Source organism: Streptomyces sp. Go-475 (assembly GCF_003330845.1).
GTDB lineage: Bacteria > Actinomycetota > Actinomycetes > Streptomycetales > Streptomycetaceae > Streptomyces.
In genome coordinates this window covers 8,391,513-8,418,326 of sequence record NZ_CP026121.1, presented here as the reverse complement: position 1 = coordinate 8,418,326, position 26,814 = coordinate 8,391,513, and the positions used below count along the sequence as shown (strand labels likewise).

Here is a 26,814-nt window from a genome sequence, read left to right as displayed (position 1 = left end):
TCCCCGTGAACACCATTCCCCACTGGATCAACGGCCGGGCCGTCCCCGGCTCGGACACCGCTCCGGTGTTCAACCCGGCCACCGGCGCCGAGCGGGCCCGGGTCGTCCTCGGCGGGCCCGCCGACGTGGACACCGCCGTCGCCGCCGCGTCCGCCGCGTTCGAGACCTGGTCGGAGACCTCCCTCTCCCGGCGCGCCCAGGTCATGTTCGCCTTCCGCCACCTGCTCGTCGAGCACGAGGAGGAACTCGGCCGGATCATCTCCGCCGAACACGGCAAGACCGTCGACGACGCCCGCGGGGAGATCACCCGCGGCCGCGAGGTGGTCGAGTTCGCCTGCGGCCTCGGCGACGTCCTCAAGGGCGACTTCTCCGACCAGGTCTCCCGCGGCGTCGACGTCCACAACTTCCGCCGGCCGCTGGGCGTCGTCGCCGGCATCACGCCGTTCAACTTCCCCGCGATGGTGCCGCTGTGGATGCACCCGATCGCCATCGCCACCGGCAACACCTTCCTCCTGAAGCCGAGTGAGCGCGACCCGTCGGCCGCGAACTTCGTCGCCGAGCTGTACCGGAAGGCCGGTCTGCCGGACGGCGTCTTCAACGTCGTCCACGGCGGCAAGGACGCCGTCGACGCGATCCTGGACCACCCCGGCATCAGCGCCGTCTCCTTCGTGGGCTCCACCCCGATCGCCAAGTACGTCCACGAGCGGGCCACGCGGGCGGGCAAGCGCGTCCAGGCCCTCGGCGGCGCGAAGAACCACGCCGTGGTCCTGCCCGACGCGGACCTCGAGTACGCCGCCGACCACATCACCGCCGGCGCGTACGGCTCCGCCGGTGAGCGCTGCATGGCCGTGTCGGTCGCCGTCGCGGTCGGTGACGCCGCCGACAGGCTGGTGGAGATCCTGGAGCGCAAGGCCCGCGAGGTGAAGGTCGGCCCCGGCGACGCGCCGGGCACCGAGATGGGCCCGCTGGTCACCAAGGCGGCCCAGGAGCGCGTCGAGAACGCGGTCGGCACCGCAGCCGCTCAGGGCGCCACCGTCGTGGTCGACGGACGCGGCCTGAAGGTCGAAGGCCACGAGGACGGCTTCTTCACCGGCCCCTCCCTCCTCGACCACGTCACCACCGACATGGACGCCTACCAGGAGGAGCTGTTCGGCCCGGTCCTGGCCGTCGTCCGCGTCGACACCCTGGACCAGGCCATCGACCTGATCAACGCCAACCCCTACGGCAACGGCGCCGCCCTGTTCACCGCCTCCGGCGAAGCCGCCCGCCGCTTCCAGCGCAACGTCCACGTCGGCATGATCGGCGTCAACGTGCCGGTGCCCGTGCCGATGTCCTACTACTCCTTCGGCGGCTGGAAGGACTCCCTCATCGGCGACTCCCCCGTCCACGGCCCCGAAGGCATCCGCTTCTACACCCGCCCCAAGGTCGTCACCACCCGCTGGCCCCGGCAGGACCGGTCGGTGACGGCGGGCTTCACCTTCCCCACCTCCGACTGACCGTCCCCGTCCCTCTCCCAAAGGACACGCACCATGGCAACGGCGCCTCCCCCTCTCCGCACCACCGTCGGCAACCTGTGCCTCGGCTCCGCCCCCGACTCCTGGGGTGTCTGGTTCCCCGAGGACGAGCACCAGGTGCCGTACACCCGCTTCCTCGACGAGCTGGCCCAGGCCGGCTACGAGTGGCTGGAGCTCGGCCCGTACGGGTACCTGCCCACCGACCCGCGGCGGCTGAAGGCCGAGTTGGACGCGCGGGGGCTGAAGGTCTCCGGCGGCACCGCGTTCGGCGCGCTCCACCGGCCCGAGGCGTGGGACGAGATGCTCGCCCACGTCCGGCAGGTCGCCGCGCTGACCGCCGCCGCGGGAGCGCACCACCTGGTCTTCATCCCGCCGATGTACCGGGACGAGAAGACGGGTGCGTTCACCGAGTCGCCCGAGCTGACCGCCGAGCAGTGGGCGGGGTTCGGCCGGGCCGCCGACCGGCTGGGCAAGCTGCTGCTGGAGGAGTACGACGTCCGGCTGGTGGTCCATCCGCACGCCGACAGCCACATCCAGACGCAGCCGGAGATCGAGCGGCTGCTGAACGAGTCCGACGGCCGGTACACCAACCTGTGCCTGGACACGGGGCACGTGGCGTACGGCGGCGGGGACAACCTCGACCTGATCCGCCGGTTCGGTGAGCGCGTCGGCTACGTGCACATCAAGCAGATGGACCCGGAGATCCTCGCCCAGGTCGCCGCCGAGGACCTGTCGTTCGGTGAGGCCGTGAAGCGCGGGGTGTGCGTGTCGCCGCCGGCCGGGGTGCCGAACCCGGCCGACGTGGTGGGGGAACTCGCCGGGCTCGACGCCGAGTTGTTCGTGATCGTCGAGCAGGACCTGTACCCGTGCGCCCCCGAGGTGCCGCTGCCCATCGCCGTCAGCACCCGTGAGCACCTGGCCGGCTGCGGCCTGTCGGGTACCCGGCGCCCGAACATCGACAGGTAAGGAGCGGCCATGGACGTCAGGGACGACACGACACCGGCCCCCCTCCCCGCCCCGGCCACCGCCGTCGCGGACGACGCCCCGCCGGCGGTCAGGCGGCGGCTGCGGCTGATCACGATCATCGCCACGTTCGGTGGTCTGCTCTTCGGCTACGACACGGGCGTCATCAACGGCGCCCTGCCCTACATGACCGACGACCTCGGCCTCACCCCGGTCACCGAGGGCATGGTGACCAGCTCGCTGCTGCTGGGTGCCGCGCTGGGCGCGGTGACCGGCGGGCGGCTGTCCGACGCGCGCGGCAGGCGGCGCAACATCCTGCTGCTGGCCGTGCTGTTCTTCATCGGCGCGCTGGGCTGCACGCTCGCGCCGACGACCGAGGTGATGATCGTGGCACGGTTCGTGCTCGGTCTCGCGGTCGGCGGTGCCTCGGTGACCGTGCCGGTCTATCTCGCGGAGGTGTCGCCCGCCGAGCGGCGCGGCGCCCTCGTCACCCGCAACGAGCTGATGATCGTCACCGGTCAGCTGCTGGCGTTCACGTCCAACGCGATCATCGCGCAGGTCGGCGGCGAGTCCGGTGGCGTGTGGCGCTGGATGCTGGTCGTCGCCACGCTGCCGGCCGTGGTGCTGTGGTTCGGCATGCTGGTGATGCCGGAGAGCCCGCGCTGGCTGGCCTCGCGGAGCCGCTTCGGCGAGGCCCTCGAAGTGCTGCGCCAGGTGCGCTCGCAGGCCCGGGCCGAGGCCGAGCTGAAGGAGGTCACCGCGCTCGCCGTCAAGGACGAGCAGGAGAAGCTCGGCGGCTGGCAGGACATCAAGAGCACACCGTGGGTGCGCAAGCTGATGTTCGTCGGGTTCGGCATCGCGATCGTGCAGCAGATCACCGGCGTCAACACGATCATGTACTACGGCACGCAGATCCTCACCGACGCCGGTTTCGCCGCCGACAGCGCGCTGACGGCGAACATCGCCAACGGTGTGATCTCGGTGCTGGCCACGTTCGTCGGCATCTGGCTGCTGGGCCGCGTCCCGCGCCGCCCCATGCTGATGACCGGTCAGATCGGTACCACGGCGGCCCTGTTGCTGATCGGCATCTTCTCGCTGGTGCTGCCGTCCGGTGATCCGCGGGCGTTCGCGGTGCTCGCCATGACGGTCACGTTCCTCGCCTTCCAGCAGGGGGCGATCTCGCCGGTGACCTGGCTGATGCTGTCGGAGATCTTCCCGATGCGGATGCGCGGCTTCGGCATGGGCGTGGCGGCCGTGGTGCTGTGGCTGACCAACTTCGTGATCGGGCTGGTCTTCCCGTCCCTGGTCTCCGGGATCGGGATCTCCAACACCTTCTTCCTGTTCGTGGCGGCGGGCCTGCTGTCCCTCACCTTCGTGAAGCTGTACGTCCCCGAGACCAAGGGCCGCACCCTCGAAACCCTCGAAGCCGAGCTCCGGGCGCGCTTCTCCTGACCACCTCGCAAGGAGTCATCATGACCGTACGTGTAGGCGTCATCGGCGCCGGAATGATCGGCCAGGACCACATCCGGCGGCTCACCGAGGTGGTCACCGGGGCGACGGTCACGGCCGTGACCGACATCGACGCCGGGCGCGCCGCCGAGGTGGCGGCCCGGACCGGTGCCACGGCGCTGCCCACCGGCGCCGAGCTGGTCGCCTCCCCCGACGTGGACGCCGTCCTCGTCACGTCCTGGGGGCCCACCCACGCCGAGCACGTCCTGACCGCCATCGCCGCCGGCAAGCCGGTGTTCTGCGAGAAGCCACTGGCCACGACCGCCGAGGACTGCCTGCGGATCGTCGAGGCCGAACGGGCGCACGGCCGCCGGCTGGTGCAGGTCGGCTTCATGCGCCGCTTCGACCCCGGCTACCGGCAGATGAAGGAGGTCCTGTCCACCGGCTCGCTCGGCGCCCCGCTGATCGTGCACTGCGCCCACCGCAACCCGACCGTCCCGGAGTCGTACCACTCCGCCATGGCGGCCCAGGACACGGCCGTGCACGAGATCGACGTGCTGCGCTGGCTGCTCGACGACGAGATCGTCTCCGCCCAGGTGGTCACCCCGCGCGCCACGAGCAAGCGGTTCCCGCACCTGAAGGACCCGCAGATCATGATCTTCGAGACGTCCGAGGGCGTCCGGATCGACCTGGAGGTCTTCGTCAACTGCCAGTACGGCTACGACATCCAGTGCGAGGTCGTCGGCGAGGACGGCCTGGTGCGGCTGCCCGACCCGGCGGCCGTCGGGATCCGCACGGCGGCCCGGCACGGCACGGGTGTGCTGCAGGACTGGAAGGACCGGTTCGCGGAGGCCTTCGACACCGAGTTCCGCGAGTGGGTCGCCTCCGTGGCGGCCGGTACCGAGCCCACCGGCCCGTCCGCCTGGGACGGCTACGCCGCCACCGTCATCACCGACGCCGCCGTCCGGTCCCTGGAGTCCGGCGGCGAGACCGTCACCACCGACATGAAGCCCCGCCCCGCGTTCTACGGAGGGACCGCGTGAAGATCGCCCTCGACCCCTATATGTTCCGTGCGCTGCCCATCGACGAGATGGTGCGTACGGTCGCCGAACTCGGCTACGAGTACATCGAGTTGTCGCCGCGTGCGGACTTCATGCCGTTCTTCCTGCACCCGCGGGCGGACGACGCCCGGGTGGCGGAGCTGAAGCAGTCGCTGCGCAGGCACGGCGTGCAGCTGTCCTCGGTGCTGCCGCTGTACAAGTGGTCCTCGCCGGACGAGACCGAGCGGCAGGCGGCCGTCCGCTACTGGAAGCGGATGATCGAGATCACCGTCGAACTCGAATGCCCGCTGATGAACTCGGAGTTCAACGGCCGCCCGGAGCGGGCCGCCGAGAGCGAGGCCGCGTTCTGGCGCTCGCTGGAGGAGCTGCTGCCGGTGTTCGAGCGCGAAGGCATCGCTCTGAACCTGGAGGCCCACCCGGACGACTTCTGCGAGGAGAACACCCCGGCCGTCGATCTCGTCCGCGCGATCAACAAGCCGTGGGTGAACTACCTGTACTGCGCCCCGCACACCTTCCACCTGTCGGGCGCGGACCCCACGGCCGACATCGCCGCGATGATGCGCTACGCCGGTGACAAGCTCCAGCACGTGCACATCGCGGACTCCTTCAACCACAAAGGCTCCAGCGGTCTGCGCTACATCCTCAACCCGCCGGGCACCCCGGCCCGGATCCACCAGCACCTCGACATCGGTCAGGGCGAGGTCGACTGGGACGTCTTCTTCGGCACCCTGCGCGAGCTGGGCTTCGACGGGGTCGCCACGGCCTGCGTCTTCGCCTGGGAGGAGCGGGCCAGGGAGTCGTCGGCGTTCATGCTGGACCGCATCCGCAAGGAACTCGCCGCGTAGTACTCCGCCCGGGGCGGCTCAGGAACTCGTGAGCACCACGAGCTGCTGGGTCGCCCGGGTCATCGCGACGTAGTGGTCGACCGCGCCCTCGATGCCGGTGCCGAAGTCCTCCGGGTCGACGAGCACGACCAGGTCGAACTCCAGGCCCTTCGACAGCTCCGGGGTCAGCGACCGCACCCGCGGGGAATCCGGCCGGAACGTGGGATCGCCGATGACGCAGGCGGTCCCTTCGGCGTGTGCGGCCAGCCAGGTGTCGAGGACCGGGCGCAGGTCGGATACGGGTCCGTGGACGACGGGGAAGCCGCCGCTGCGGATGGAGACCGGGACGTTGGCGTCCGGCAGCGCGGCCCGGATGACCGGCTCGGCCTCCGCCATGATCTCCTCGGGGGTCCGGTAGTTGATGCTCAGGGACGCCAGGTCGATCCGGTCGAACCCGACCCGCTCCAGCCGTTCCCGCCACGACTCCGTGAAGCCGTGCCGGGCCTGGGCGCGGTCCCCGACGATGGTGAAGCTGCGGGAGGGGCAGCGCAGCAGCAGCATCCGCCACTCGGCGTCGGTCAGTTCCTGGGCCTCGTCCACGACGATGTGCGCGAACGGTCCGGCGAGCCGGTCCGGGGTGGCGGTGGGCAGGGCGCTCTCGTCGACCAGGGAGTTGCGCATGTCCTGGCCGTGCAGCATGACCAGCACGCCTTCGCCGTCGTCGTAGCTGTGGGCCTGGAGCAGATCGTCGATGACGTCGGCCATGCGCTCCCGCTGGGCGGCGACGGCCGCCTCCCGCAGGCGTGTGCGCCGGGACGTCTCCGGGTCGCCGAGCCGCTGCCGGGCCGCGTCCAGCAGCGGCAGGTCGGACACCGTCCACGCCTGGGGTTCCGCGCGCTGCAGCGTGCGCACCTCGTCGCGGCTGAGCCACGGGGCGCACATCCGCAGATAGGCCGGTACCGACCAGAGGTCCCCGACGAGGTCGGTCGCCTCCAGGACCGGCCAGGCCCGGTCGAAGGCCGTGAGCAACTCCCGGTCCTGGGACAGGGACGTGCGCAGCAGCGCCTCGGAGACCTCTCCCTCGTGCTTGTCCACGAGGATCGTGAGCAGTTCCTCCCAGACCTGGTCGCGGGCCTCGTTGTGCGGGGTGCCGGGTTCCGCCGCCTCGAACGCCACGGCCCAGTCGGCGGCGCCCAGCCGGATGTCGGACCAGTGGGTCGTGACCGTCATGGCCTCGGTGGGCGGTTCCTCGTAGAACCGGACGGCCTTCTCGATCGCCCGCACCATGTCCGCGGAGGACTTCAGCCGGGCCACGTCCGCGTCGGTCTCCTCCCCCGCCGTGGCTCCCTCCTCGACGAGGTCCCGCAGGACGCAGGTCTGCACGCCCTCCTCGCCGAGGCTGGGCAGGACGTCGGAGACGTAGGACAGGTAGGGCCGGTGCGGGCCGACGAAGAGCACACCGCCCCGGCGGTGCTGCCCGAGGCGCGGGTCGGAGTAGAGGAGGTAGGCGGAGCGGTGCAGGGCGACGACGGTCTTGCCCGTGCCGGGGCCGCCGTCGACGACGAGGGCGCCGCGGGAACCGGCGCGGATGATGGCGTCCTGGTCGGCCTGGATGGTGCCGAGCACGTCCCGCATGCGGGGCGAGCGGTTGGTGCCCAGGCTGGCGATGAAGGCGGACTGGTCGTCGAGCGCGGCGTGCCCGTCGGCCCCGTCGGCGGTGAACACCTCGTCCCAGTAGTCGGCGATGCGGCCGTCGGTCCAGCGGTAGCGGCGGCGGCTGGCCAGGCCCATCGGGTTGGCGTGCGTCGCTCCGAAGAACGGTTCGGCGGCCGGGGAGCGCCAGTCGACCAGCAGCCGGCGCCCCTCGCTGTCCGTGAGTCCGAGGCGCCCCACGTACACGGGGTCGGAGCCGTCCGCGGCGACCATGTGCCCGAGGCACAGGTCGAGGCCGAAGCGGCGCAGGGCGCGCAGGCGCGCGGTGAGCCGGTGGATCTCGGCGTCCCGGTCCATGGCCTGCCGCCCTTTGCCGCCGGGCGCCCGGCGCTCGGCTTCGAGGCGGTCGGTCAGTTCGGCGACCGACCGCTCCAGGCAGTCGGCGACGGCGGCGAAGTGCCGTTCGTCCCCGGCGATCAGCGCGGGTGCGGCCTTGTGTGCGAGGCGGTCGGGAAGGTCGAACGCGCTCGTGGTCGCAGGGGTCACGTCATGCTCCCGTTTCCGCAGGTCCTGGGCTTGAGAACCGACAGTGTGCGGGAGACAGGGGGCCTTGCCGCAAGGCCCCCTGTGCGCTATAAGTTGAGAGTGGCAAGGAAAGCGTTCCTTGCCTTTCGTGTTTTCCGGGCCGGTGTACGGCCGGTGCTGCCGGCGTACGGGGACGTTGACGTCGTCCACGTTGATGTGGCCCCAGCCGCCCGTCGTCCGGTCGACGACTTCGACGTAGATCCGCTCGCCTCGGTGTGCGGACAGGTCGAAGACGACACGGCGGTACTGCTCGACGCCGCGGCCGGTCGCCTTCGCCAGCACCTTGCCGTCGTCGGCGCGGACGACGGCGGCGCGGACGACGGCGGCGTAGAGCCGGTCGGGGTCGTCGCCGCCGGAGACGAGCAGGTCGACCACGCCGTCTCCGCCGAGGACCACCGTGGCGGAGCGCAGCACCCCGGTCGCCTCGTCCCCGCCCGCCGCCGGGTTGAATCCCCACAGGTGGTGGCCGGCGGCGTCGTCCGCCGTCTCGGCCTGGCAGAAGGGCCCGCCCCAGCCCCAGTCGGTGCGGGTGGTGACGTTGGCGTCGCCGAAGGCCGTGCCCGAGACGACGGTCCAGCCGGTGAGGTCGCCGGTGGCGAAGTCGTGGTGGGGCAGGGCGTCGACGTCCGTCGGACGGGGCGGGTCGTAGGCGGCCGGGGCCACGGGGGTGTCGTAGGCGCCGTTCATCCGCCCCCGGGCTGCCCGGTGGCCGGTTCCGTGTGACACGCTCTTCGCCGAGCGGTCGGCAGGACCGGCCGCGGCGGTTTTCCGGCACTGGAGAGGCGGCGGCATGCGCATAGGACTGCTCGGCACCGGCCCGTGGGCGCAGCTGGCCCACGCACCCGCACTGGGCGGGCACGAGGAGCTGGACTTCATCGGCGTGTGGGGCCGCCGCCCCGAGGCCGCCAAGGAACTGGCCGGGCGGCACGGCGTCCGCGCGTACGACGACGTGGACGCCCTGTTCGCCGACGTCGACGCGGTCGCCGTCGCGCTGCCTCCGGACGTACAGGCCGGGCTGGCCGCGCGGGCGGCCCGGGCCGGGTGCCACCTCCTGCTCGACAAGCCGCTCGCGGCGACGGTGGAGCAGGGGCGGGCCGTGGTGGAGGCCGTCGAGGAGGCCGGTGTCGCCTCGGTCGTGTTCTTCACGGCCCGCTTCCAGCCCGAGCCGGCGGCGTGGATCGCCGAGCAGGCGGCGGTGCGGGGCTGGTTCACCGGGCGGGCGCAGTGGCTGGGGGCGGTGTTCACCAGCGAGAGTCCCTTCGCGACGCCGTGGCGGCGGGAGAAGGGCGCCCTGTGGGACCTCGGGCCGCACGCCCTGTCCGTGCTGCTGCCGGTGCTCGGCGATGTGCGCCGCGTGACGGCGGCGGCCTACGGACCCGGGGACACGGCACATGTCGTCCTCGACCACGCGGGCGGCGCGTCGAGCACCCTCACCCTCAGCCTGACGGCACCGCCCGCCGCGTCCGGTGCCGCCGTGGAGCTTCGCGGGGAGGCCGGGGTCGCGGTGCTGCCGGAGAGCGCCGACGGAGCCGTTCCCGCCCTGAGGCGGGCGGCGGACGCCCTGCTCGCCGCCGCCCGCACCGGCCGCCCGCACGCCTGCGACGCGGCGTTCGGCCTCCGGGTCACGGAGATCCTCACGGCGGCGCAGGACCTGCTGAACGGGGCCGCGCGCTAGGTGCCGCGCGGCCCCGCCGTGCCCCACGGGTCACGTCCCGATGACGCGCACCGTCTCCGCGAGTCCGTCCGCCCGGTGCGCGGGGGTGGCGCGCCGTCCTTCTCGAAGCCGACCGCGACACCGCACGGCAGCACGAGGCCGTCGTCGGCTCCGACCGTCTCGGGGTACACCGTCCACCTCACCGGCGGGCAGCTGTGCAGCCCCTCGGCCCACGGCGATCCGGGTCGCCGCCGTCAGCAGGCCCGTGCCCGCGCGGGCTGGAAGTCGAGGCGTTCCTTGACCACGGGGTAGCCGGCCTTGGTGAAGTTCGCGGCCATGGGGAAGTTGCCCTGGTCCGTGGCGGCGGCGACGAACTCCGCGCCCCGCGCGACCAGGAAGTGGGTGCACTCGGCCAGGAGGTCGTAGGCGTAGCCGTGGCCCCGCTGGTCGGGCAGGACGCCGATGAAGCCGATGCACGGGCCGGAGGGGTTGTGGGCCGGGATGTGGATGCCGGCCATCTCGCCCCCGGGTGTGTACGCGACCTGCCACCACGCGCGGGGCGAGGGGCACCAGTGGAAGAAGTCGAGTTCCTCCTGGGCCGCCCGGTCGAGTCCGCCCTGCGCGATGGCCTTGAGCGCGTGGGCGTCCAGGGTGACGGAGTGGATGCGGCGCAGCGCTTCGAAGAACACGGCGTCGTCCGGTTCGGCGCGGAACTCCAGGCGCCCGGGCCGCTCGGGCAGGCCGTGGTCGGGGGTCCAGCGGTACAGGAGGCGTTCGACGAGGAGGTCGTAGCCGGCCATGCGGGCGGCGGTGAAGCGGGTCTCGGCCGCGGTGCGCAGGGCCGGGTCGTCGCGCCAGCCCGCGGGCAGGTTCAGCTCCAGGTCGACCTGCCAGGGGGCGGAGCGCAGGAGCGCGGCGCCCGCCGCCTCCTCGCCTTCCGCCACGTCGAACCAGTTGACGTTGACGGGCTCGGTGTCGTCGGGCCCGCCCCACCAGGCGCCGCGGGCGACGACCCGGCCGTCGCGCAGCGCCACGCGCTTCCAGTCGGGGCGGTGCCGGGTCAGCCGGTGGCCCTCACGGGCGCCCAGCGGGTCGGGCAGGGTGTCGAAGAGTGCGGCGTCGCTCGCGTCGAGCGCGCGGATGACCGGATCGGTCATGGGATTTCCTCCGGGAGGCGGAACTGCACGAGCGCTCCCGGTGGGTCAGTCGCAGCACGCCGGGACAACGTGGAGGGAGCGCGGGAACGGTGTGAACTGCACGGCTCTGCCCTCCTTTTGCTGGTCTCGGGGCGTGGCGCGCCACACGTTACGGGATCACCGGACGCCCGTCCACGGAATTCCGGACCGGGCTCGGGCCGGCCCCGGGAGCCGTCGCGCGCCCGGCGTGCGGCGGCCGGTCGGGCGTAGCAGCGTGGTGGTGTGAGCAGTGCGCGCGGCCGGTTCCGCCGGGCCCCCGACCGGGGCGGGCGCGGCTGGCTGCGCGGCGCGCCGCCGCCGGGGTGGGCGCGGGTGCTGCCGTCCGCGCTGCTGGCGGGCGTGTGCGCGGCGGAGCTGATCAGCCCGGAGCCGCTCGACATCGGCTTCTTGCTGGGCGCCATCCCGCCGCTGGCCGTCCTGGCGCACGGCCCGGCGGCCACGGCGGTGCTGGGCGCGCTGGTGCTGGTCGTGCTGAGCGTCCCGGTCTTCAACCTCGACGCCCCGGGCAGTACGGATTTACTGACCGTGTGCTTCGTCTCGGTCCTGAGCGTGCTGCTGTCGTTCGTGCGCAGCAGGCGGGACGCGCAGCTGGACACCGAGCGTGCGGTCGCCGAGGCCGCGCAGCGGGCCGTCGTGCCGCCGCTGCCGGAGCGGGTCGGGCCGGTGCGGTGCGCGGGGCTGTACCGGGCCGCGCAGCGCGGGACGCTGGTCGGGGGCGACTTCTTCGACGTCCGGGCGGGCCCTTACGGCGTGCGGGCGGTGATGGGTGATGTGCAGGGGCACGGGCTGTCGGCCGTCGCCACGGTCGCGTCGCTGCTGGGGGCCTTCCGGGAGGCGGTGCTGGACCTGCCCGACCCGGAGGCGGTGGCGGCCCGCCTCGACCGGAGGATGGCGGTGGACTCCGCGGACGAGCCGCATGCCGAGCTGTTCGCCACGGCGGTGCTGCTCGACTTCTCCCCCGACGCGCGCCGGGTGCGGATCGTCGCGTGCGGGCAGTCCGGCCCGCTGCTGCTGCGGGACGGGCGGGTCGTCGAGCTGGACGTCGAGCCGTGCACGCCGCTCGGGCTGGGCCTCGCCGGGGCCGCCCCGCCCCGGGTCGTCTCGGTGCCGCTGCGCACCGGTGACCGGCTCTTCCTCGCCTCCGACGGTGTCACCGAGGCCAGGGACGCCGGCGGGGCCTTCTATCCGCTGGCCGAGCGGCTGCCGGACCTCGCGCACGAGGACCCGGCCGCCCTGGCCGAGCGGGTGTGGGCCGACCTCGTCCGGTACAGCCCGGACGTGCGGGACGACGTCACGATGCTCGTGCTCGCGCCCTGCCCGCGGGGCGGGCCCTGACGCGGCCGGCGGCGGCCCGCGGTGTCCGCGGGCCGCCGCCGGCAGGCCGTACGAGCGGTGCGTCAGTCCTTGATCTCGCACTCGTTGCCGAACGCCGGGTTGAGCAGCCCGACCACGTTGATCGAGTTGCCGCAGACGTTGGCGTTGACGTCGATCGGGATCTGGATGACGTTGCCGGAGAGAACGCCGGGGCTGTGGGTGGCGATGCCGACGGGGCCGTCGTCGGCGCTCGCCGTACCGCCGAAGGCCAGCAGGGCGGCGCAGGCCAGGCCGGCCGCGGCGGTCACACGTGTACGCATGGAAAAGCTCCTGTCAGTCGCAGGGACACGTGACTCCACCGTCACCCGGAGTCCGGCAACGCGACATCGGTGGGCGTCCGAACGGGGTGTCCGGGCGTCCACGGGGCCGGTCCGCGCTCTCCGGATGCACGCCGGGCCCGCGCGGGGAATGGTGATAGCGGACCCGTTTTTCAGCACCGGGGCCGCACCAGCGATCCGGACCCTAGGAGCAGAGAACATGTCGACGTCACAGCCCCAGTCCCGGCCGCCCGAGGACCGCGCCACCCCGGACCGCCTGCTCCACGCCCGCACCGGCACCGACGTGTCGCCGGAGGACCTCGTCCTCGCTTCGGGCAAGGACCTCACCCCCCGCAATCTGGAGTGGGCCAGGCGCAAGCTGGCGGCGGAGGGACCCGCGGCGATGGAGAAGCTGCTGCCGTAGCCGGTCGAGAGGCCCGGGGCACCGCCCCGGCGTGGGGCGGTGCCCCGGGCCTGGTGGGGGGCACAGGGTCGGGGCGGGCGGGGGCCCTACGCGCTGTCGTCGGGCAGGACGCCGTCGTCCTCCACGACGTGGACCGCCGCCTCCTCCGCGCCGGCCGCTCCGCCGTCGATGCCGACGTCGGACGCGACGGTCTCCTTCGTGGTGTCGGGGTGGGCGCCCTCGTCCGGGGCGACCAGGCGGCCGGCGCGGGCGGTGCCCGCCTCGGGGTCCACCGGTTCGCCGTCGCCGTCGGGGGTGTCGCCCACGCCGTCCCCGGCCGGTTCCGCGGACACGTCGGGGACCTCCTGGGAGAGCCGTTCGTCGAGGGTCTCGCCCTCGTGCTGCTCGGCGGCGGTGGTACCGCGCTTGGTGACGCCCAGGGGCTTCTCCGGCGGGGAGTAGCCCTCGTCGAGGGTGTCGTCGTAGGTCCGTTCGTCGACGGCGTCCTGGAGGTCCAGCGGCGCGGCGTCCTCCTGCTCCTCGTTGGTCCCGGTGGGCTGGTACGCGTCGTCCGCCATCGGTTCGGGGCGCATCGGTTCCGTGCCCATCACTTCTGCCTCCCTGTCGCGCTGCGTCGACTCGTTCGTCTCACGTGTCCGTTCCGCGTTTCCCGTTACGCGGGCTCTAACCTCGACGGACGTCCCGGACTCGACGACTGCGGCCTTCGTCACGTGCTCGGGCTCCGCAGGCCGTCCGACCACTTCTCCTCGATGCGTGCGACCTTCCACACCAGCAGCGCCACCGCCCAGGTCGCGAAGAACAGGGCGACGACGACGTACCCGAGGACGTTGAGGTCGAGGCCGGAGATCCAGTCCCAGAAGGGGCCGTGCAGGCCGAACCTGTCGGCGAGGAGGCCGAGGAGTTCGACCGTGCCGATGAGGAGGGCCACGGCGACGGACAGGCCGGTGATGGTGAGGTTGTAGTAGACCTTGCGCACCGGCTTGGAGAACGCCCAGCCGTAGGCGAAGTTCATGAAGGAGCCGTCGATGGTGTCCAGGAGGCACATCCCGGCGGCGAACAGCACGGGCAGGCACAGGATCGCGTACCAGGGCAGGCCGGACGCGGCGCCGGAGCCGGCCAGGACGAGCAGGGCGATCTCGGTGGCGGTGTCGAAGCCGAGGCCGAACAGCAGGCCCAGCGGGTACATGTGCCAGGGCTTGGAGACCGACTTCATGACGCGGCCCAGGAGGCGGTTCATCAAGCCGCGGCTGTTCAGCTGCTCCTCCAGGGCGGCCTCGTCGTAGCGGCCCGAGCGCATCGCGCGGAACACCTTCCAGATGCCCGCGAGGATCACGAGGTTGACGGCCGCGATGAGGTAGAGGAACGTCCCGGAGACGGTCGTGCCGATCAGGCCGGTGACGTCGTGCAGCGCGGAGCCGTCGTCGCGGACCGGCCCGGCCAGGGTCTTCACGCCGAGGGTGAGCAGGAAGGCCAGGGCGAAGACGACGCTGGAGTGGCCGAGGGAGAACCAGAAGCCGACCGACAGCGGCCGCTGGCCCTCGCCCATCAGCTTGCGGGTGGTGTTGTCGATGGCGGCGATGTGGTCCGCGTCGAAGGCGTGCCGCATGCCGAGCGTGTACGCGGTCACGCCGATGCCGACGCCGAAGGTCTGCGTGCCGATGGCGTGGTGCTCGGGGGCGACGATCGCGACCAGGACGAACCAGCCGATCACGTGCAGGGCGACGATGAACGCGGCCATCCCCCCGACCCTGGTCCACTCCCGCCGCGTCATGGAGGTGCGGACGCGGTGCCGGGCCGTGCGCTGGGCGGGGGCCGGGGCGGGGAGGGGCGGAGTGGACTCAGGGGCGGCCGTCATCGGGAGGAGGGTCTTTCTGTCGGGCGGACGGCTGCGGTGAACAGCCTCGTGTCATCCTGCGGCACCTGCAAGTGATGTGCAGTAAAGCCCGTGACAGGTCTTGTCCATGGAACCGAAAACTCCGGAGCCGGAGCCCTGAGACCGGGTCACACCCCGGCGTTCGGCCCGTCCGGCCGGCCACGGCGCTGCTCGACCATCTCCCGGCTGAGCGCCTCCGTCTCCGCCTCCGACAGCCGCTCGAAGCCGTCCCCGGTGATGACGGACACGACCGGGTAGATGCGGCGCGTGAGGTCGGGGCCGCCGGTCGCGGAGTCGTCGTCCGCCGCGTCGTACAGCGCCTGCAGAGCCGCCAGGGCCGCCTCCCGCCGGGACAGGCCGGGCCGGAACAGCTTCTTCAGCGCGCCCCGGGCGTACGGCGAGCCGGAGCCCTCGGCGTGGAAGCCGTGCTTCTCGTAGCGTCCGCCGGCGACGTCGAAGCCGAAGATGCGGCCCCGCCCGCCCTCGGGGGCCGCGGGATCGTAGCCGGCGAGCAGCGGGACGACCGCGAGGCCCTGCATGGCCTGGCCCAGGTTGTTCCGGATCATGGTGGCCAGCCGGGTCGCCTTCGCGGTGAGGGTCATGGGGACGCCCTCGATCTTCTCGAAGTGATTCAGCTCGACCTGGTAGAGCTTCACCAGGTCCAGCGCGAGGCCGACGGAGCCGGCGAAGGCGACCGCGGTGTGGTCGTCGGCGGGGTGCACCTTCTCCAGGTCCCGCCGCGCGATCAGGTTGCCCATCGTCGCCCGCCGGTCCCCCGCGATCAGCACGCCGTCGCCGTAGGTCAGGGCCAGCACGGTCGTGCCGTGCGGGGCGTCCTGGGCGCGGACGCCGTCCGGGAGGACGCGGCGGGTGCTCAGCAGCTCCGGGCGGTGGGCCGCCAGGAACTCCGTGAAGGACGAGGAGCCCGGAGTGAAGAACTCCTCCCCCAGCCGCCCCGCGTGGTCGCCCGACGCCATGTCCGTCCCCCCTCGTTCGTGACCGTCAAGCGTGTCCTACCTGAACGGGACGGGCGGGAAACGCGGACGCCGTCACCCTGCCCCGGGAGGCGGCGGTGCGACGCGGACGTCCAGGTCCGAGATCCGGTGGACGGGCCAGGTGCGGGCGTAGCGGGGCGGTGTGCCGCCGGCCGGTGCGATGTGGGCGACCGGGAGGCGCTCGGCGGTGCGCAGGATGGCCCCGGGGGTGGTGTTCTCGTTGTGGCCGGCGGTCGCGCCCGAGGAGCAGCCGGTGTAGTAGCCGATCGGGATGGCCTCGTGCCCGACGAGCAGGCAGGGCGGGCGGACGCCGAGGCGGTGCAGTTCCCCGGCGGTGCGGTCCCAGTCGCGGCGGCTCTCGGTGTTGCGGGACACGGTGCGTTCCAGGACGGCGGTCTGCACCGCCAGGTGCCCGGCCAGGCCGAGGGCGACCAGCGCGGCGGCCACCGGGCGCCACTTCCCGCCGGGGGCCCTGACCAGGTGCCACAGGGCGTCGGCGACCGGGATCAGGAGCAGGGCGTAGGCCGGCTGGAGGAAACGGGGCGCGGCGTAGCCGATCATGAACAGGTAGGGCAGGGCGGCCGTGGCGGCGCAGGCCAGCGGGAGCAGGGTCCGCTCCAGGCGCCGGGCCCGGGCCGCGACGACCAGGCCGAGGCCGGCCAGTACGGGCAGGACGAACCACCAGACGGTGACCACGGGATGGGGCATCGGCCCGGTGCACGGCCGGCACAGGGCCCGTCCGCCCAGGCTGCGCAGCTGGTCGTCGACGGCGATCTGCCAGCCGAGTCCGCCCTGGATGCGCGAGGCCTCCGACAGCCGCTGCCCCAGGCCGCCGTGGCCCAGGTACGCCTCGATCACCCACGGGACGGCGCCCGCCGCGAGGCCCGCCCCGAGCACCAGGAGCAGGCGCCAGTGGCGGCGCAGCAGCGCGAGGGCGAGCAGCGGCACCGTCACGTAGACGGCGTCGGTGGGCCGCATCAACGCCATGAGCGTGGCGCCCGCGGCGACGCCCCACAGGGCCGCCGGGGCGGAACGTTCCGCCCGGGCCCGCAGGAAGCAGCCCACGCTGACCAGGGCGCCGATCGCGACCCAGTAGTTGGGCATGGCCTGCGGACCGTAGAAGAGGGTCACCCACAGGGAGGCGAAGAGGGCGCCGCCGGCGACCAGGACGCGGGTCGGGAACAGGCCCCGCCAGCAGCGCAGGGCCAGGTAGAGGGCGAGGCCGGAGAGCAGGGCGAGGTAGACGCGCAGCAGCGGCGTGGAGGACGACCAGGAGGCGATGGGCGCGACGAGCAGGGAGACGCCGCGGGAGCGCGGGGCGCTGAAGAAGGCCGCCGGGTGGTGGGAGGTGACCTGGCTGACGTAGACGATCTCGTCCCAGCCGAGGCCCAGCACGGGCCGGACGAGGAGGAGTTGGGCGAGGGTGAAGACGCCGGCCAGTACGGCGAGCGGCCGGTCGCCGCGCCGCTTGCGGACCGTCCCCGTCGCGCCGGTCTGCTCGCGTCTTCGCATACGAACGAGAATGGCGTTCGCGCCGTCGGTCATCGTCCACCCCTTTCCCTACGCGCCGTAGGGACGCTGCGACCTCCCACCCGGTCGGGCTGAAAGCCGGATGATCGTAAAACACGGCCAAGCTAACCCGCGCGGTGGGGCGATGCAGGGTGGAATACGGCCAAGTGCGTGACCTGAACTGGGTGGTCAGCGGGTGTTCGGGGCCCGGTGCGGGGGCTGGTTCGGGGCCGGGCGAGGGACCGGCGGGGGGACGGGCCGGGTGACGGGGGCGTCCTGGTTCACCGTCAGCTCGGTGCCGTGGTGACGGATCGTCAGGGGCGCTCCGGAGCGCAGGGTGTACGTGGCCTGACCGGCGGTCAGCTCCACGCGCAGGCACCGGCCGAGGAACCCGACCGTGAAGGCCAGCCGGCTGTACCGCTCGGGCAGGCGCGGGGCGAACCGCAGGGTGCCGTCGGCGCACCGCATGCCGCCGAACCCGGCGACCAGCGCCATCCAGGTGCCGGCCAGCGAGGCGATGTGCAGTCCGTCGCGGGTGTTGTGCTCCAGGTCGCCGAGGTCCATCAGCGCGGCCTCGGCCGTGTAGGCGCAGGCCAGGTCGAGGTGTCCGGTCCGGGCGGCCATGACGGCCTGGACGCAGGCGGACAGGGAGGAGTCCCGCACGGTCAGCGGCTCGTAGTAGGCGAAGTTGCGGGCGATCTGCTCCTCGGCGTCGTTGTCGAAGGCCTCCTCGAAGAAGCTGCCGCAGGTGTACATCGCCAGCACCAGGTCCGCCTGCTTGATCACCTGCTTGCGGTACAGGTCGAAGTAGGGGAAGTGGAGCATCAGCGGGTACTGGTCCGGGCTCGTGCGCTCGAAGTCCCAGCGCTGGTAGCGGGTGAAGCCGGCGTGCTGTTCGTGCACGCCGAGTTCGTCGTTGTAGGGGACGTGCACGGCCTCGGCGGCGTCCCGCCAGGCGGCGCGCTCCTCCTCGTCGGCGCCGAGCCGTGCCGCCTCGTCGGGGTGGCGTTTGCAGGCGTCGGCGGCGGCCAGCAGGTTCGCCCGGGCCATGAGGTTGGTGTAGGTGTTGTCGTCGGCGATCGCGCTGTACTCGTCGGGGCCGGTGACGCCGTCGATGTGGAAGACGCCCCGGTCGTCGTGGTGGCCGAGGGAGCGCCACAGGCGGGCGGTCTCCACCAGCAGCTCCACGCCGACCTCGCGTTCGAAGTCCTCGTCGCCGGTGACCGCCACGTACCGCACCACGGCGTCGGCGATGTCGGCCCCGACGTGGAAGGCCGCCGTGCCGGCCGGCCAGTAGGCGGAGCCTTCCGAGCCCTCGATGGTGCGCCAGGGGAACGCGGCGCCGCGCAGGCCGAGCTGGGCCGCGCGTTCCCGGGCGGCGGGCAGGGTGTCGAGGCGCCAGCGCAGCGCCTCGGCGGCGGCGTCCGGCGCGGTGTGGGTCAGCAGCGGCAGGACGAACGCCTCGGTGTCCCAGAAGGCGTGGCCGTCGTAGCCGGAGCCGGTGAGTCCCTTGGCGGGGATGGCGCGCTGTTCGGCACGGGCCCCGGCCTGCAGGACGTGGAAGAGGGCGAAGCGGACGGCCTGCTGGATCTCCTCGTCGCCGTCGATCTCGACGTCGGCGCGCGCCCAGAAGTCGTCGAGGTAGGCCCGCTGGTCCTTCAGGAGGCCCCACCAGCCGCTGTGCGCGGCCGCCGCCAGCGCGGCCTCGACCTGGTCGCTCATCGCGGGCCGGGAGCGGGCGCCGGACCAGCCGTGGGCGACCAGTTTCTCCACCCGCAGCCGCTCCCCCGGCTCCAGGACGGAGGTGATGGTCAGCCGGGCGACGTCGACGTTGCTCTCGCTGCTCGTGGTGGTCCGTTCGGGGCCGGTCACGGTGTGGTCGGCGGCGACCGCGACCCTGAGGCCGCTGCGGCGGGTGCGGTGGACCAGGCGCAGCCTGCTGCCCGAGGCGAGGTCCTCCTCCGGCTCCAGCGGCGACTTCAGCGCCCGGGCGGCACGCGGGTCGCCGTCCGGCTCGGGCAGGCTCTCGTTGGCGACCAGCTCCGACTGGACGACGACCCGGGTCCGGCTGTCGACGGGCTCCACCTCGTAGGCCACGGCGGCGATCGCCCGCTGGGTGAGGGAGACCAGCCGGGTGGAGCGCACCCGGACGGTCGAGCCGGCCGGGGAGGTCCACTCGCAGACCCGCTCCAGCACGCCCCGGCGCAGGTCCAGGGTGCGCTCGTGGGTGACGAGCCGCCCGTAGCGCAGGTCGAACGGCTCGTCGTCGACCAGGAGGCGCAGCACCTTGCCGTTGGTGACGTTGATCGACGTCTGGCCGGACTCGGGATAGCCGTAGCCGGCCTCGGCGTAGGGCAGCGGGTGCAGTTCGTGGACGCCGTTGAGGTAGGAGCCGGGCAGGCCGTGGGGTTCGCCCTCGTCGAGGTTGCCGCGCCAGCCGACGTGGCCGTTGGACAGGGCGAACACGGACTCGCTCTGGGCCAGGACGTCCAGGTCGAGCTCCGTCTCGCGCACGGTCCAGGGTTCGACGCCGTACGCCCGCTGTGCGATCACTTGGTCTCCCCCAGGTCGGCGAGGTCCTTCACCACGATGTCTGCGCCGTGCGCGTACAGGGCGTCGCCCTGCCCGACGCGGTCGACTCCGACGACGTAGCCGAACCGGCCCGCGCGGCCCGCGTCCATGCCGGCGAGGGCGTCCTCGAAGACGGCGCACCGGGCCGGTTCGACGCCGAGGTCCTCGGCGGCGGCCAGGAAGGTGTCGGGGTGCGGTTTGCCGGGCAGCTCGCGCTGGGCGGCGACCACGCCGTCGATCCGCACGTCGAAGAAGTGCTCGGCGCCGATCGAGCGCAGTACGTCGCGGCAGTTGGCGCTGGAGGAGACGATCGCGGTGCTCAGCCCGTGGGCGCGGACCACCTCCAGGTAGCGCAGGGTGCCCTCGTAGGCCTCGACGCCGTCGGTGCGGATCTTCTCCAGGACCAGCTCGTTCTTGCGGTTGCCGAGGCCGTGCACCGTCCCGGCGCCGGGTGGGTCGTCCGGGTCGCCGTCGGGCAGGTCGATGCCGCGGGAGGCGAGGAAGGTGCGCACGCCGTCGGCGCGCGGCCGGCCGTCGACGTACTCGTCGTAGTCGGCCGCGTCGAACGGCCGGAAGTCCTCGCCGTCCCGGTCGCGCAGGAAGGCGTCGAACATCTCCTTCCAGGCGGCCGCGTGCACGACGGCCGTCCGGGTGACGACGCCGTCGAGGTCGAAGAGGCAGGCGTGGATGTCGTCGGGTAGGCCGAGCTGCGTCATACAGGTCCGGTTCCCAGACCGGGCCCGTCCAGTGAGTGGCGCACGCCACACTCACCGCGACGGGGCGGCTCAGTCGTGCGGGAAGGAGTGGTGCTCGTGCGCCACCAGCCAGCGGCCGTGCTCCTTGCGCAGGCCGAACGTCAGGCGCAGGCGCAGCGTGGGGCGTTCGGCCAGTTCCTCGGGGGTGCCGCAGCGCAGCAGCGCGTGGGCGTAGGCGGTGTCGGCGCCGGCGGTGACGTCGAGGGTGTCGATCTCGAAGCGCGCGCCCTGGGCCTGCCACTCGAAGAACGGCGGCCACGCGGCGCGGTAGGCGGCCAGTCCGTGGATGCCCTCGTGGGGCGGCGGGACGTCGTACATGACGAGGTCCTCGGCGTGGTCGGCGAGGACGCCGTCGAGGTCGCCCCGGTGGACGGACTCGGCCCAGTGGGTGATCAACGCGCGGATCCGTGTTTCGTCGTCGGACACGGTGCGGCTCCTTTCTCCCCCGTGCCGGACGGTCCTGGGCGCAGGGTGACACACTCGGCTGTGTGCCGCTCACCTTCGACGACCTCGTCCGGCGCGCCCGGGCCCTCCCGCGGGACGGCCGACGCGCGATCCTCGGCATCGCCGGCAGCCCCGGCGCGGGCAAGTCGACGCTCGCCGAGCATCTGGTGCGGGAGCTGAACGGAACCGGCGACCCCTGGGTGGCGCACGTCCCGATGGACGGCTTCCACCTCGCCGACGCCGAACTGGAGCGGCTCGGCCGCCGGGACCGCAAGGGCGCGCCCGACACGTTCGACGCGGCCGGGTACGCGGCGCTGCTCGGGCGGCTGCGCGCCCAGGCGGACGACGACACGGTCTACGCGCCCGGCTTCGAGCGCGTCCTGGAGCAGCCGATCGCGGGGGCGATCCCGGTGCCGCCGACGGTCCGGCTGGTCGTCACGGAGGGCAACTACCTGCTGCTGGAGACCGGCGCCTGGGCCCGGGTCCGTTCCCGCCTCGACGAGGTGTGGTTCTGCGAACTCCCGGAGGGCGAGCGCGTCCGCCGGCTGGTCGCCCGGCACGAGCAGTTCGGCAAGTCCCACCGGGAGGCGGTGGAGTGGGTGCTGCGCTCGGACGAGCGCAACGCCGAGCTGGTCGCCGCGACCCGGGACCGGGCGGACCTGGTGGTGCCGGGGCAGGCGCTACCGGAACGTTTCCCCGCTCCGCGGCGATGAGGCATGATCGAACGCATGATCAGGTCAGCCACCGTGAACGACATCCCCGAGATCCGGACGATGATCCGTGAACTCGCCGCGTACGAACGGGCCGTGGAGCAGGCCCGGGCCACCGAGGAGCAGCTGCGCGAGGCGCTGTTCGGGGCTCATCCGGCCGCCTTCGCGCTGATCGCCGAGGACGACGAGACGGGCGAGGCCGCGGGGTACGCCCTGTGGTTCCCGCGCTTCTCGACCTGGACGGGGACGCGGGGCATGCATCTGGAGGACCTGTACGTACGGCCCTCGGCGCGCGGTGGCGGACACGGCAGGGCGCTGCTCGCGTCCCTCGCCGCGCTCTGCCGGCGCCACGGCTACGACCGGTTCGAATGGTGGGTGCTCGACTGGAACGAGCCGGCGATCGGCTTCTACAAGTCGCTCGGCGCGGAGCTCCTGGACGAGTGGAAGGTGTGCCGGCTCAGCGGGGCGCCTCTCGAGGAGCTCGCGGCCCAGGCACCCGCGAGCGACGTCTAGCGGGGCGGCTCATGCGACCTCCCGTGGCCGACGTGATCGAAGCCCACCGGGCGCTGGCGCGTCTCGTCGCCCCGCTCGACGACGAGCAGGTCCGTGCCGCGTCCGCCCTTCCGTCCTGGTCGCGCGGGCACGTCCTGGCCCATCTCACCGACAACGCCCGCATGTTCGCCCGGCTCGCGGAACACGCCCTGCGGGGAGAACTCGTGCCCGCCTACGACGGCGGAGTCGAGGAGCGCAACGCGATCATCGAGGCGGGCGCGGGGCGCAGCGCCGCCGAGCACCGGGCCGCGCTCGCCGCGCGCACGGCCGAACTGGAGGCGGTCTGGGGGCGTCTCGACGACGCGGACTGGGGCCGCCCGGTGACCTTCCGCGACGCGGACCTCTCCGCGACGGTCCACGCCCGCTGGCGTGAGGCGTGGATCCACATGGTCGACCTGGACCTGGGCGTCCGGCCGGCGGACTGGCCCGTGGAACTGGCCTGCCACGCCATCGACTTCCTGCTGTGCCGGCTGCCGGACGGCACGCGCGTGCGCGCCGGGGACGTGTCCCGGGAATGGTCCGCCGGCGACGGGTCCGGCCCGGTGGTCACCGGGCGGGTGCGCGACCTGGCCGCCTGGCTGGCCGGACGCACCCCCGCCGCGTCGCCCGTGGCGGCGGAGGGGCTGCCCGCTCTCGGGCCGTGGCCGCCCCATCCGCCGCAGCGCAACGGGTGAGCCGCCCTCAGGTGGAGAGCGTCAGTTCCGGTTCCGCGTGCGCGTCGCCCGCCGGGTCGCCGATCACCGCCGTGAAGGCCTCGGTGCGGACCCGGAGAGCTGCCCCTTCGCGCACGAACGCCGGTGTGAAGGCGTCGTCGCCCGGGCCGTAGCGGACCGCGAAGACGTGCAGGTCCGCGGGCGCGCCGGGGGCCGGTTCGGCCTCCAGGGCGGTCGAGGCGACCAGGTGGCGCCAGCCCTCGTCGGGGTTGCCGTAGCCGCGCGGGTCGGCGGCCAGGGCGAAGGCCGCCTGCTCCTGGGTGACGGACGCGCGGGCGTCGAAGTGGTGCGGGTCGCCGGAGGCCGGGTGGGTCAGGCGGAGGGCGCCCGCCGCCGTGACCCTCGGCTCGGCGGTCCTGCGGACGCGGTCGCCGTCGTCGGTGGCGTACGGCAGACCTGCGAGCAGGTACGGCGTGCCCGGGAGGCGTTCCACGGCGACCGTCGTCCAGAGCGTGGTGCCGTCGGTGACGTACAGGGACCGCACGTGGCGCAGGACGTGGTCGCGGCCGACGACCGGCTTGGTGACCAGCTTCGCCGTCAGGCCGTCGGCGGTCACGTCCCGGACGCGGACCTCGCCCATCGGGCGGCACAGCAGGAAGCCGTCGGCGACCGGGCCGAAGCCGTGCTGGCGGTTGACCGCGGCCGGGAGGTAGTACGTGCCGGCCGCCTCGATCAGCGACGGGGTCATGTGGGTGTCGAAGGCCACCGACACCGACCCCGCGCGCAGCTGGTGGCGGGCCGGAGCCGTCGAGGGCGTGCGGTGCCAGCGCGTGGTGTCCTGGATCTGCCAGACCAGCATCCACGCGAAGTGGCCGTCGACGCCGCCGTCCGCCTTGCACGCGTGCCGCGCCCAGCGGCTGTCGCCCCGGTAGCGGCCGAGGTCGGAGCCGATGCGGGCGCCGAAGTAGCGCAGGCCCAGCACCGACTCGAAGGCGGAGTGCTGCTCGCTGTAGCGCGGGCCGCCGTTGTCGAAGCCGCCGCCCGTGAGGCGGGCGTCGATGTAGCGGGCGAGAGCGTCGCCGTCCTCGGCGAAGACCTCCTCGCCGCTGACCCGGTGGGCCTGGGCGAGGAAGGACAGGGAGATCGGGCCGTAGTTGTTGTCGTAGGCGCCGCCGTGCTCGGGCGGCAGCAGGGCACCGCGGTCGGCGACGCGGTGGGCGCGGATCTCGTCCCTGTAGAGCCGCAGGGCCTCGCGCCGTACCGCGTCGCCCTGCGCGGGCGGCAGGTGCCGGGCCAGCATCAGGCCGCCGACGACGCAGCCGATGGCCTGGTTGCCGGCCTCCTGCGGGTTGAAGAAGGTGGCCTCGGTCAGCCAGCGCCAGTAGCCGTGGGCCACCTCCAGCAGTTCCGCGCGCTGTCCGTCGTCGATCAGGCCGTCGGCCAGGTCCAGCAGGTTCACCGCCTGGAGCAGGGCCCACACCGTGCTCGGCCAGTCGCCGATGGGGTGGGCGCCGGCCGCCAGGGTGTACCGGGCGTACGGCAGCCCGGAGTCGCGCACCCGCAGGTTGGGGTAGCCCGGGTTGTCCTCGGTGTAGACCCGCTCCCTCAGGTGGAAGGCGAGACTGCGGCGTACCGCCTCCGGCAGCCGCGGGTCCTTGGTGCGCTGCCAGGCGAGGGCGAGCAGGGAGGTGATGCCGAGGGAGGTGTCGCCGATGTCGTCGACGCAGTCGGGGTGTTCGAGGTTGCCCTCGGGCGTCATGCGGGCGAGGGCCTGCTCGGTGACGTCCGCGAGGACGGCGTCGTACGCCTCCGGGGTGTCCGCGAGGTCGTGCAACGGGCCGCGCTGGTGGGGGAGATGCACGGGTGGGTCAGTCCTTCAGTCCGGCGTTGATGTCGGCGTTCATGACGTAACGCTGGAACACCAGGAAGACGACGATCAAGGGGATCATGGAGATGACCGATCCGCCGAGCACCACCGACCAGTTGATGTTCTGCGCGCCGACGAGGCTCTGGATGCCGATCTGCACGGTGAACTTGCTGGGGTCGTTGAGCATCAGCAGCGGCCAGATGTAGTCGTTCCAGCGCCACTGGAACGACAGGATGGCGAGCGTCAGCATGATGGGCCGGGAGACCGGCACCATGATCCGCAGGAAGATCGACAGTTCACGCGCCCCGTCGATGCGGGCGGCCTCGATGAGCTCGTCGGGGACCGTCAGGAAGAACTGGCGGAACATGAAGCACCCGGTCGCGGTGAGCACGGCCGGGAGGATGATGCCGGCGAGCGAGTTGTAGAGGCCGAGGTCGCGGACCACCAGGAACTGCGGGGCGAGCATGACCTCGGAGGGCAGCATCGTGGTGGCCAGGATGCCGACGAAGAAGACCTTCAGCCACCGGTTGTCGTACTTGGCCAGCGCGTATCCGGTGCAGCAGCTGACTCCCACCGTGAGGATCGTCGAGATCACACACACGATGGTCGTGTTGAGGAAGTACTGGGAGAAGTTGGCGCCGTCCCACGCCGCCTTGTAGCCCGACAGGGTGGGGTCGTCCGGGAACGGCGCCAGCGAGGAGAACAGGTCTCCCGCCGGTTTGAAGGAGCTGAGGACGAACCACAGCACCGGAAATCCGTAGACGGCGGCCAGGACCCACAGCAGTGTCGTCGCGGGCACCGCGCGCCGGAGCCCGCCGCTCGCCGCGCCGCGCACCCGCTTCCCGGGAACCGCCCCTCCGGGCCCGGCGTCGACCTTGCGTGGCATGTCTGTGGTTGTCATCGGTTCTCCACCCGCCGGTTGACGACCAGCTGGATGATCGCGACGGCCATCAGGATGAGCATGAGCACGAACGACGCGGCGCTCGCGTAGCCGATCTGGCCCGATTTGAAGCCGGTCTGGTAGATGTACTGGACAAGCAGGTTGTTCGACGTCCCGGGTCCGCCGTTGTTGAGGGAGGCGAACAGCGGATACTCCTTCATCGCGTGGATCGTGTTGAGCAGGATCACGATGAAGGACGTGGGCGCGATGCTCGGCAGGGTGATGCTCATGAACTGGCGCCACGGACCGGCGCCGTCGAGCGATGCCGCCTCGTAGTACGAGACCGGTACGTTCTTGATCGCCGCGATGAACAGCAGCATCGAGAAGCCCGTCCAGGCCCAGGACGCCGCGACCACCACGACCAGCAGCGACAGGTCCGCGTTCGACTGCCACGGGACGGCACTTCCGCCGAACTTCTCGATGAGGTAGTTGACCAGTCCGAAGTTCTCGCCGAACAGCCACCGCCACAGCACACCCACGACGATGGGCGACAGCAGCCACGGGATGAAGAAGAAGACGCGGGCCACCGACACGCCCTTGGCGTGCCTGCTCACCAGCACGTTGGCGATGAGCAGCGAGAACACGAAGTTCAGCGGGACGAAGAGCACGGTGTACAGCAGCGTCCGGGTCAGCGCGTCGAAGAAGGTGGAGTCCCCGAACAGGCGCTGGTAGTTGTCCAGTCCGATGAACTGGAACGCCCCCACGCCCGTGTAGTTCGTGAACGAGTAGACGAGCCCGATCACCGCCGGCCAGAGGAAGAACAGCGCGAAGAGCACGACGTTGGCCGCGATGAGGACGAGCGGCGCAAGGGTGTACTTACTGCGTCTCCTGGGCGGGCTCGCGGACACGTCCGGGGCGCGTTTGGTCATCTTCCTGACTCCGTGCTGGTGGAATGGGTTCCTGTGGGCTCAGGGGCGTGAGCCCGGCATCGCGTGGCCCCGAGGCCGGGCGGCGGTGTCGAGACGCCGCCGCCCGGGCCTGTCGGCCTGCG

24 protein-coding genes and 1 pseudogene are annotated in these 26,814 nt (G+C 72.6%); 11 read left to right on the top strand and 14 right to left on the bottom strand.

The annotated features are described in order from the left end of the window. The first annotated feature begins 5 nt into the window (after window positions 1–5). Genes C1703_RS38140 through C1703_RS38120 form a run of 5 tightly spaced genes read left to right on the top strand, consistent with a single transcriptional unit; the run spans window position 6 to window position 5,832 of the window. Window positions 6–1,496 (top strand): CoA-acylating methylmalonate-semialdehyde dehydrogenase, encoded by a 1,491-nt coding sequence (locus tag C1703_RS38140; protein ID WP_114257111.1) that lies wholly within the window; start codon window positions 6–8, stop codon window positions 1,494–1,496. Between the two features lie 33 nt (window positions 1,497–1,529). Continuing rightward, the gene (locus C1703_RS38135; RefSeq protein WP_114257110.1) at window positions 1,530–2,480 is read left to right on the top strand and encodes a TIM barrel protein; all 951 of its coding nucleotides are present in this window, start codon (window positions 1,530–1,532) and stop codon (window positions 2,478–2,480) included. A 9-nt stretch (window positions 2,481–2,489) separates the two neighbouring features. Next, window positions 2,490–3,929: a sugar porter family MFS transporter gene (locus tag C1703_RS38130; protein WP_114257109.1), complete on the top strand. Its 1,440-nt coding sequence runs from the start codon at window positions 2,490–2,492 to the stop codon at window positions 3,927–3,929. Between the two features lie 20 nt (window positions 3,930–3,949). Next, window positions 3,950–4,969 carry a Gfo/Idh/MocA family oxidoreductase gene (locus C1703_RS38125; RefSeq protein WP_114257108.1) on the top strand — a complete coding sequence of 340 codons (1,020 nt, stop codon included), beginning with the start codon at window positions 3,950–3,952 and terminating at the stop codon, window positions 4,967–4,969. Further along, window positions 4,966–5,832 carry a sugar phosphate isomerase/epimerase gene (locus C1703_RS38120; RefSeq protein WP_114257107.1) on the top strand — a complete coding sequence of 289 codons (867 nt, stop codon included), beginning with the start codon at window positions 4,966–4,968 and terminating at the stop codon, window positions 5,830–5,832. Before C1703_RS38125 ends, C1703_RS38120 begins: the two co-directional genes overlap by 4 nt. Before the next feature lie 18 nt (window positions 5,833–5,850). Here the strand turns inward: C1703_RS38120 and helR are convergent, their stop codons facing one another. Then, window positions 5,851–8,010: an RNA polymerase recycling motor ATPase HelR gene (gene helR / locus C1703_RS38115; protein ID WP_114257807.1), complete on the bottom strand. Its 2,160-nt coding sequence runs from the start codon at window positions 8,008–8,010 to the stop codon at window positions 5,851–5,853. Between the two features lie 829 nt (window positions 8,011–8,839). Between helR and C1703_RS38110 the strand changes: the two genes are divergently transcribed. After that, complete coding sequence (locus tag C1703_RS38110) at window positions 8,840–9,724, top strand: Gfo/Idh/MocA family oxidoreductase (RefSeq protein ID WP_114257106.1); 885 nt, start codon at window positions 8,840–8,842, stop codon at window positions 9,722–9,724. Between the two features lie 30 nt (window positions 9,725–9,754). Here C1703_RS38110 and C1703_RS40065 read toward each other — a convergent pair. Together C1703_RS40065 and C1703_RS38100 are read right to left on the bottom strand one after the other, a co-directional pair. Next, window positions 9,755–9,933 (bottom strand): annotated as a pseudogene (locus C1703_RS40065) (nitroreductase); the annotation flags it as partial. A gap of 24 nt (window positions 9,934–9,957) precedes the next feature. After that, a complete protein-coding gene (locus C1703_RS38100) occupies window positions 9,958–10,860 on the bottom strand; it encodes a GNAT family N-acetyltransferase (protein ID WP_114257105.1) in 903 nt (300 codons plus the stop codon). Window positions 10,861–11,121: 261 nt separating this feature from the next. Between C1703_RS38100 and C1703_RS38095 the strand changes: the two genes are divergently transcribed. Further along, entirely contained in the window at window positions 11,122–12,234 is a 1,113-nt protein-coding gene (locus tag C1703_RS38095; RefSeq protein WP_232840714.1) for a PP2C family protein-serine/threonine phosphatase, read from the top strand. A 62-nt stretch (window positions 12,235–12,296) separates the two neighbouring features. Here C1703_RS38095 and C1703_RS38090 read toward each other — a convergent pair whose 3' ends face one another. Further along, window positions 12,297–12,533 carry a chaplin gene (locus C1703_RS38090; protein WP_114257103.1) on the bottom strand — a complete coding sequence of 79 codons (237 nt, stop codon included), beginning with the start codon at window positions 12,531–12,533 and terminating at the stop codon, window positions 12,297–12,299. A 217-nt stretch (window positions 12,534–12,750) separates the two neighbouring features. Between C1703_RS38090 and C1703_RS38085 the strand changes: the two genes are divergently transcribed. Next, window positions 12,751–12,954, top strand: a complete 204-nt coding sequence (locus C1703_RS38085) for a hypothetical protein (protein ID WP_114257102.1) — start codon at window positions 12,751–12,753, stop codon at window positions 12,952–12,954. A gap of 86 nt (window positions 12,955–13,040) precedes the next feature. Here the strand turns inward: C1703_RS38085 and C1703_RS38080 are convergent, their stop codons facing one another. The 7 genes from C1703_RS38080 to C1703_RS38050 all read right to left on the bottom strand — a co-directional run bounded on the left by C1703_RS38080 (window position 13,041) and on the right by C1703_RS38050 (window position 21,083). Then, window positions 13,041–13,526: a DUF5709 domain-containing protein gene (locus C1703_RS38080; protein ID WP_114257806.1), complete on the bottom strand. Its 486-nt coding sequence runs from the start codon at window positions 13,524–13,526 to the stop codon at window positions 13,041–13,043. Window positions 13,527–13,660: 134 nt separating this feature from the next. Then, window positions 13,661–14,809 (bottom strand): HoxN/HupN/NixA family nickel/cobalt transporter, encoded by a 1,149-nt coding sequence (locus C1703_RS38075; protein ID WP_114257101.1) that lies wholly within the window; start codon window positions 14,807–14,809, stop codon window positions 13,661–13,663. A 146-nt stretch (window positions 14,810–14,955) separates the two neighbouring features. Continuing rightward, on the bottom strand, window positions 14,956–15,804 hold the full coding sequence (gene prcB / locus C1703_RS38070) for a proteasome subunit beta (RefSeq protein WP_114257100.1): 849 nt from the start codon (window positions 15,802–15,804) through the stop codon (window positions 14,956–14,958). Window positions 15,805–15,876: 72 nt separating this feature from the next. Further along, entirely contained in the window at window positions 15,877–17,367 is a 1,491-nt protein-coding gene (locus C1703_RS38065; RefSeq protein WP_114257099.1) for a hypothetical protein, read from the bottom strand. 153 nt (window positions 17,368–17,520) lie between these two features. Continuing rightward, the gene (locus C1703_RS38060; protein ID WP_114257098.1) at window positions 17,521–19,884 is read right to left on the bottom strand and encodes a glycosyl hydrolase family 65 protein; all 2,364 of its coding nucleotides are present in this window, start codon (window positions 19,882–19,884) and stop codon (window positions 17,521–17,523) included. After that, window positions 19,881–20,618 carry a beta-phosphoglucomutase family hydrolase gene (locus tag C1703_RS38055; protein ID WP_114257097.1) on the bottom strand — a complete coding sequence of 246 codons (738 nt, stop codon included), beginning with the start codon at window positions 20,616–20,618 and terminating at the stop codon, window positions 19,881–19,883. Before C1703_RS38055 ends, C1703_RS38060 begins: the two co-directional genes overlap by 4 nt. A 69-nt stretch (window positions 20,619–20,687) precedes the next feature. Continuing rightward, window positions 20,688–21,083, bottom strand: coding sequence for an SgcJ/EcaC family oxidoreductase (locus C1703_RS38050; RefSeq protein ID WP_114257096.1), 396 nt, complete (start codon window positions 21,081–21,083; stop codon window positions 20,688–20,690). A gap of 62 nt (window positions 21,084–21,145) precedes the next feature. Between C1703_RS38050 and C1703_RS38045 the strand changes: the two genes are divergently transcribed. The 3 genes from C1703_RS38045 to C1703_RS38035 are packed head-to-tail and all read left to right on the top strand — an operon-like array spanning window position 21,146 to window position 23,037. Beyond that, window positions 21,146–21,814: a nucleoside/nucleotide kinase family protein gene (locus tag C1703_RS38045; protein WP_114257095.1), complete on the top strand. Its 669-nt coding sequence runs from the start codon at window positions 21,146–21,148 to the stop codon at window positions 21,812–21,814. Window positions 21,815–21,829: 15 nt separating this feature from the next. Continuing rightward, window positions 21,830–22,324 (top strand): GNAT family N-acetyltransferase, encoded by a 495-nt coding sequence (locus C1703_RS38040; RefSeq protein WP_114257805.1) that lies wholly within the window; start codon window positions 21,830–21,832, stop codon window positions 22,322–22,324. 11 nt (window positions 22,325–22,335) lie between these two features. Next, complete coding sequence (locus tag C1703_RS38035; RefSeq protein ID WP_114257094.1) at window positions 22,336–23,037, top strand: maleylpyruvate isomerase family mycothiol-dependent enzyme; 702 nt, start codon at window positions 22,336–22,338, stop codon at window positions 23,035–23,037. Window positions 23,038–23,044: 7 nt separating this feature from the next. Here C1703_RS38035 and C1703_RS38030 read toward each other — a convergent pair whose 3' ends face one another. Genes C1703_RS38030 through C1703_RS38020 form a run of 3 tightly spaced genes read right to left on the bottom strand, consistent with a single transcriptional unit; the run spans window position 23,045 to window position 26,692 of the window. After that, a complete protein-coding gene (locus C1703_RS38030; RefSeq protein ID WP_114257093.1) occupies window positions 23,045–24,877 on the bottom strand; it encodes a hypothetical protein in 1,833 nt (610 codons plus the stop codon). A gap of 7 nt (window positions 24,878–24,884) precedes the next feature. Then, on the bottom strand, window positions 24,885–25,784 hold the full coding sequence (locus C1703_RS38025; RefSeq protein WP_114257092.1) for a carbohydrate ABC transporter permease: 900 nt from the start codon (window positions 25,782–25,784) through the stop codon (window positions 24,885–24,887). Continuing rightward, window positions 25,781–26,692: a sugar ABC transporter permease gene (locus C1703_RS38020; protein ID WP_114257091.1), complete on the bottom strand. Its 912-nt coding sequence runs from the start codon at window positions 26,690–26,692 to the stop codon at window positions 25,781–25,783. Before C1703_RS38020 ends, C1703_RS38025 begins: the two co-directional genes overlap by 4 nt. Between the last annotated feature and the right edge of the window lie 122 nt (window positions 26,693–26,814).

Excerpts from the sequence above, each read along its gene's own strand:
- C1703_RS38135 (WP_114257110.1), top strand. The coding sequence starts at position 1,530 with ATGGCAACGGCGCCTCCCCCTCTCCGCACCACCGTCGGCAACCTGTGC.
- C1703_RS38055 (WP_114257097.1), bottom strand. The coding sequence starts at position 20,618 with ATGACGCAGCTCGGCCTACCCGACGACATCCACGCCTGCCTCTTCGAC.
- C1703_RS38025 (WP_114257092.1), bottom strand. The coding sequence starts at position 25,784 with ATGACAACCACAGACATGCCACGCAAGGTCGACGCCGGGCCCGGAGGG.
- C1703_RS38085 (WP_114257102.1), top strand. The coding sequence starts at position 12,751 with ATGTCGACGTCACAGCCCCAGTCCCGGCCGCCCGAGGACCGCGCCACC.
- C1703_RS38065 (WP_114257099.1), bottom strand. The coding sequence starts at position 17,367 with ATGACCGACGGCGCGAACGCCATTCTCGTTCGTATGCGAAGACGCGAG.
- C1703_RS38075 (WP_114257101.1), bottom strand. The coding sequence starts at position 14,809 with ATGACGGCCGCCCCTGAGTCCACTCCGCCCCTCCCCGCCCCGGCCCCC.
- C1703_RS38100 (WP_114257105.1), bottom strand. The coding sequence starts at position 10,860 with ATGACCGATCCGGTCATCCGCGCGCTCGACGCGAGCGACGCCGCACTC.
- C1703_RS38080 (WP_114257806.1), bottom strand. The coding sequence starts at position 13,526 with ATGCGCCCCGAACCGATGGCGGACGACGCGTACCAGCCCACCGGGACC.
- C1703_RS38125 (WP_114257108.1), top strand. The coding sequence starts at position 3,950 with ATGACCGTACGTGTAGGCGTCATCGGCGCCGGAATGATCGGCCAGGAC.
- C1703_RS38110 (WP_114257106.1), top strand. The coding sequence starts at position 8,840 with ATGCGCATAGGACTGCTCGGCACCGGCCCGTGGGCGCAGCTGGCCCAC.
- prcB (WP_114257100.1), bottom strand. The coding sequence starts at position 15,804 with ATGGCGTCGGGCGACCACGCGGGGCGGCTGGGGGAGGAGTTCTTCACT.
- C1703_RS38130 (WP_114257109.1), top strand. The coding sequence starts at position 2,490 with ATGGACGTCAGGGACGACACGACACCGGCCCCCCTCCCCGCCCCGGCC.
- C1703_RS38090 (WP_114257103.1), bottom strand. The coding sequence starts at position 12,533 with ATGCGTACACGTGTGACCGCCGCGGCCGGCCTGGCCTGCGCCGCCCTG.
- C1703_RS38035 (WP_114257094.1), top strand. The coding sequence starts at position 22,336 with ATGCGACCTCCCGTGGCCGACGTGATCGAAGCCCACCGGGCGCTGGCG.
- C1703_RS38040 (WP_114257805.1), top strand. The coding sequence starts at position 21,830 with ATGATCAGGTCAGCCACCGTGAACGACATCCCCGAGATCCGGACGATG.
- C1703_RS38020 (WP_114257091.1), bottom strand. The coding sequence starts at position 26,692 with ATGACCAAACGCGCCCCGGACGTGTCCGCGAGCCCGCCCAGGAGACGC.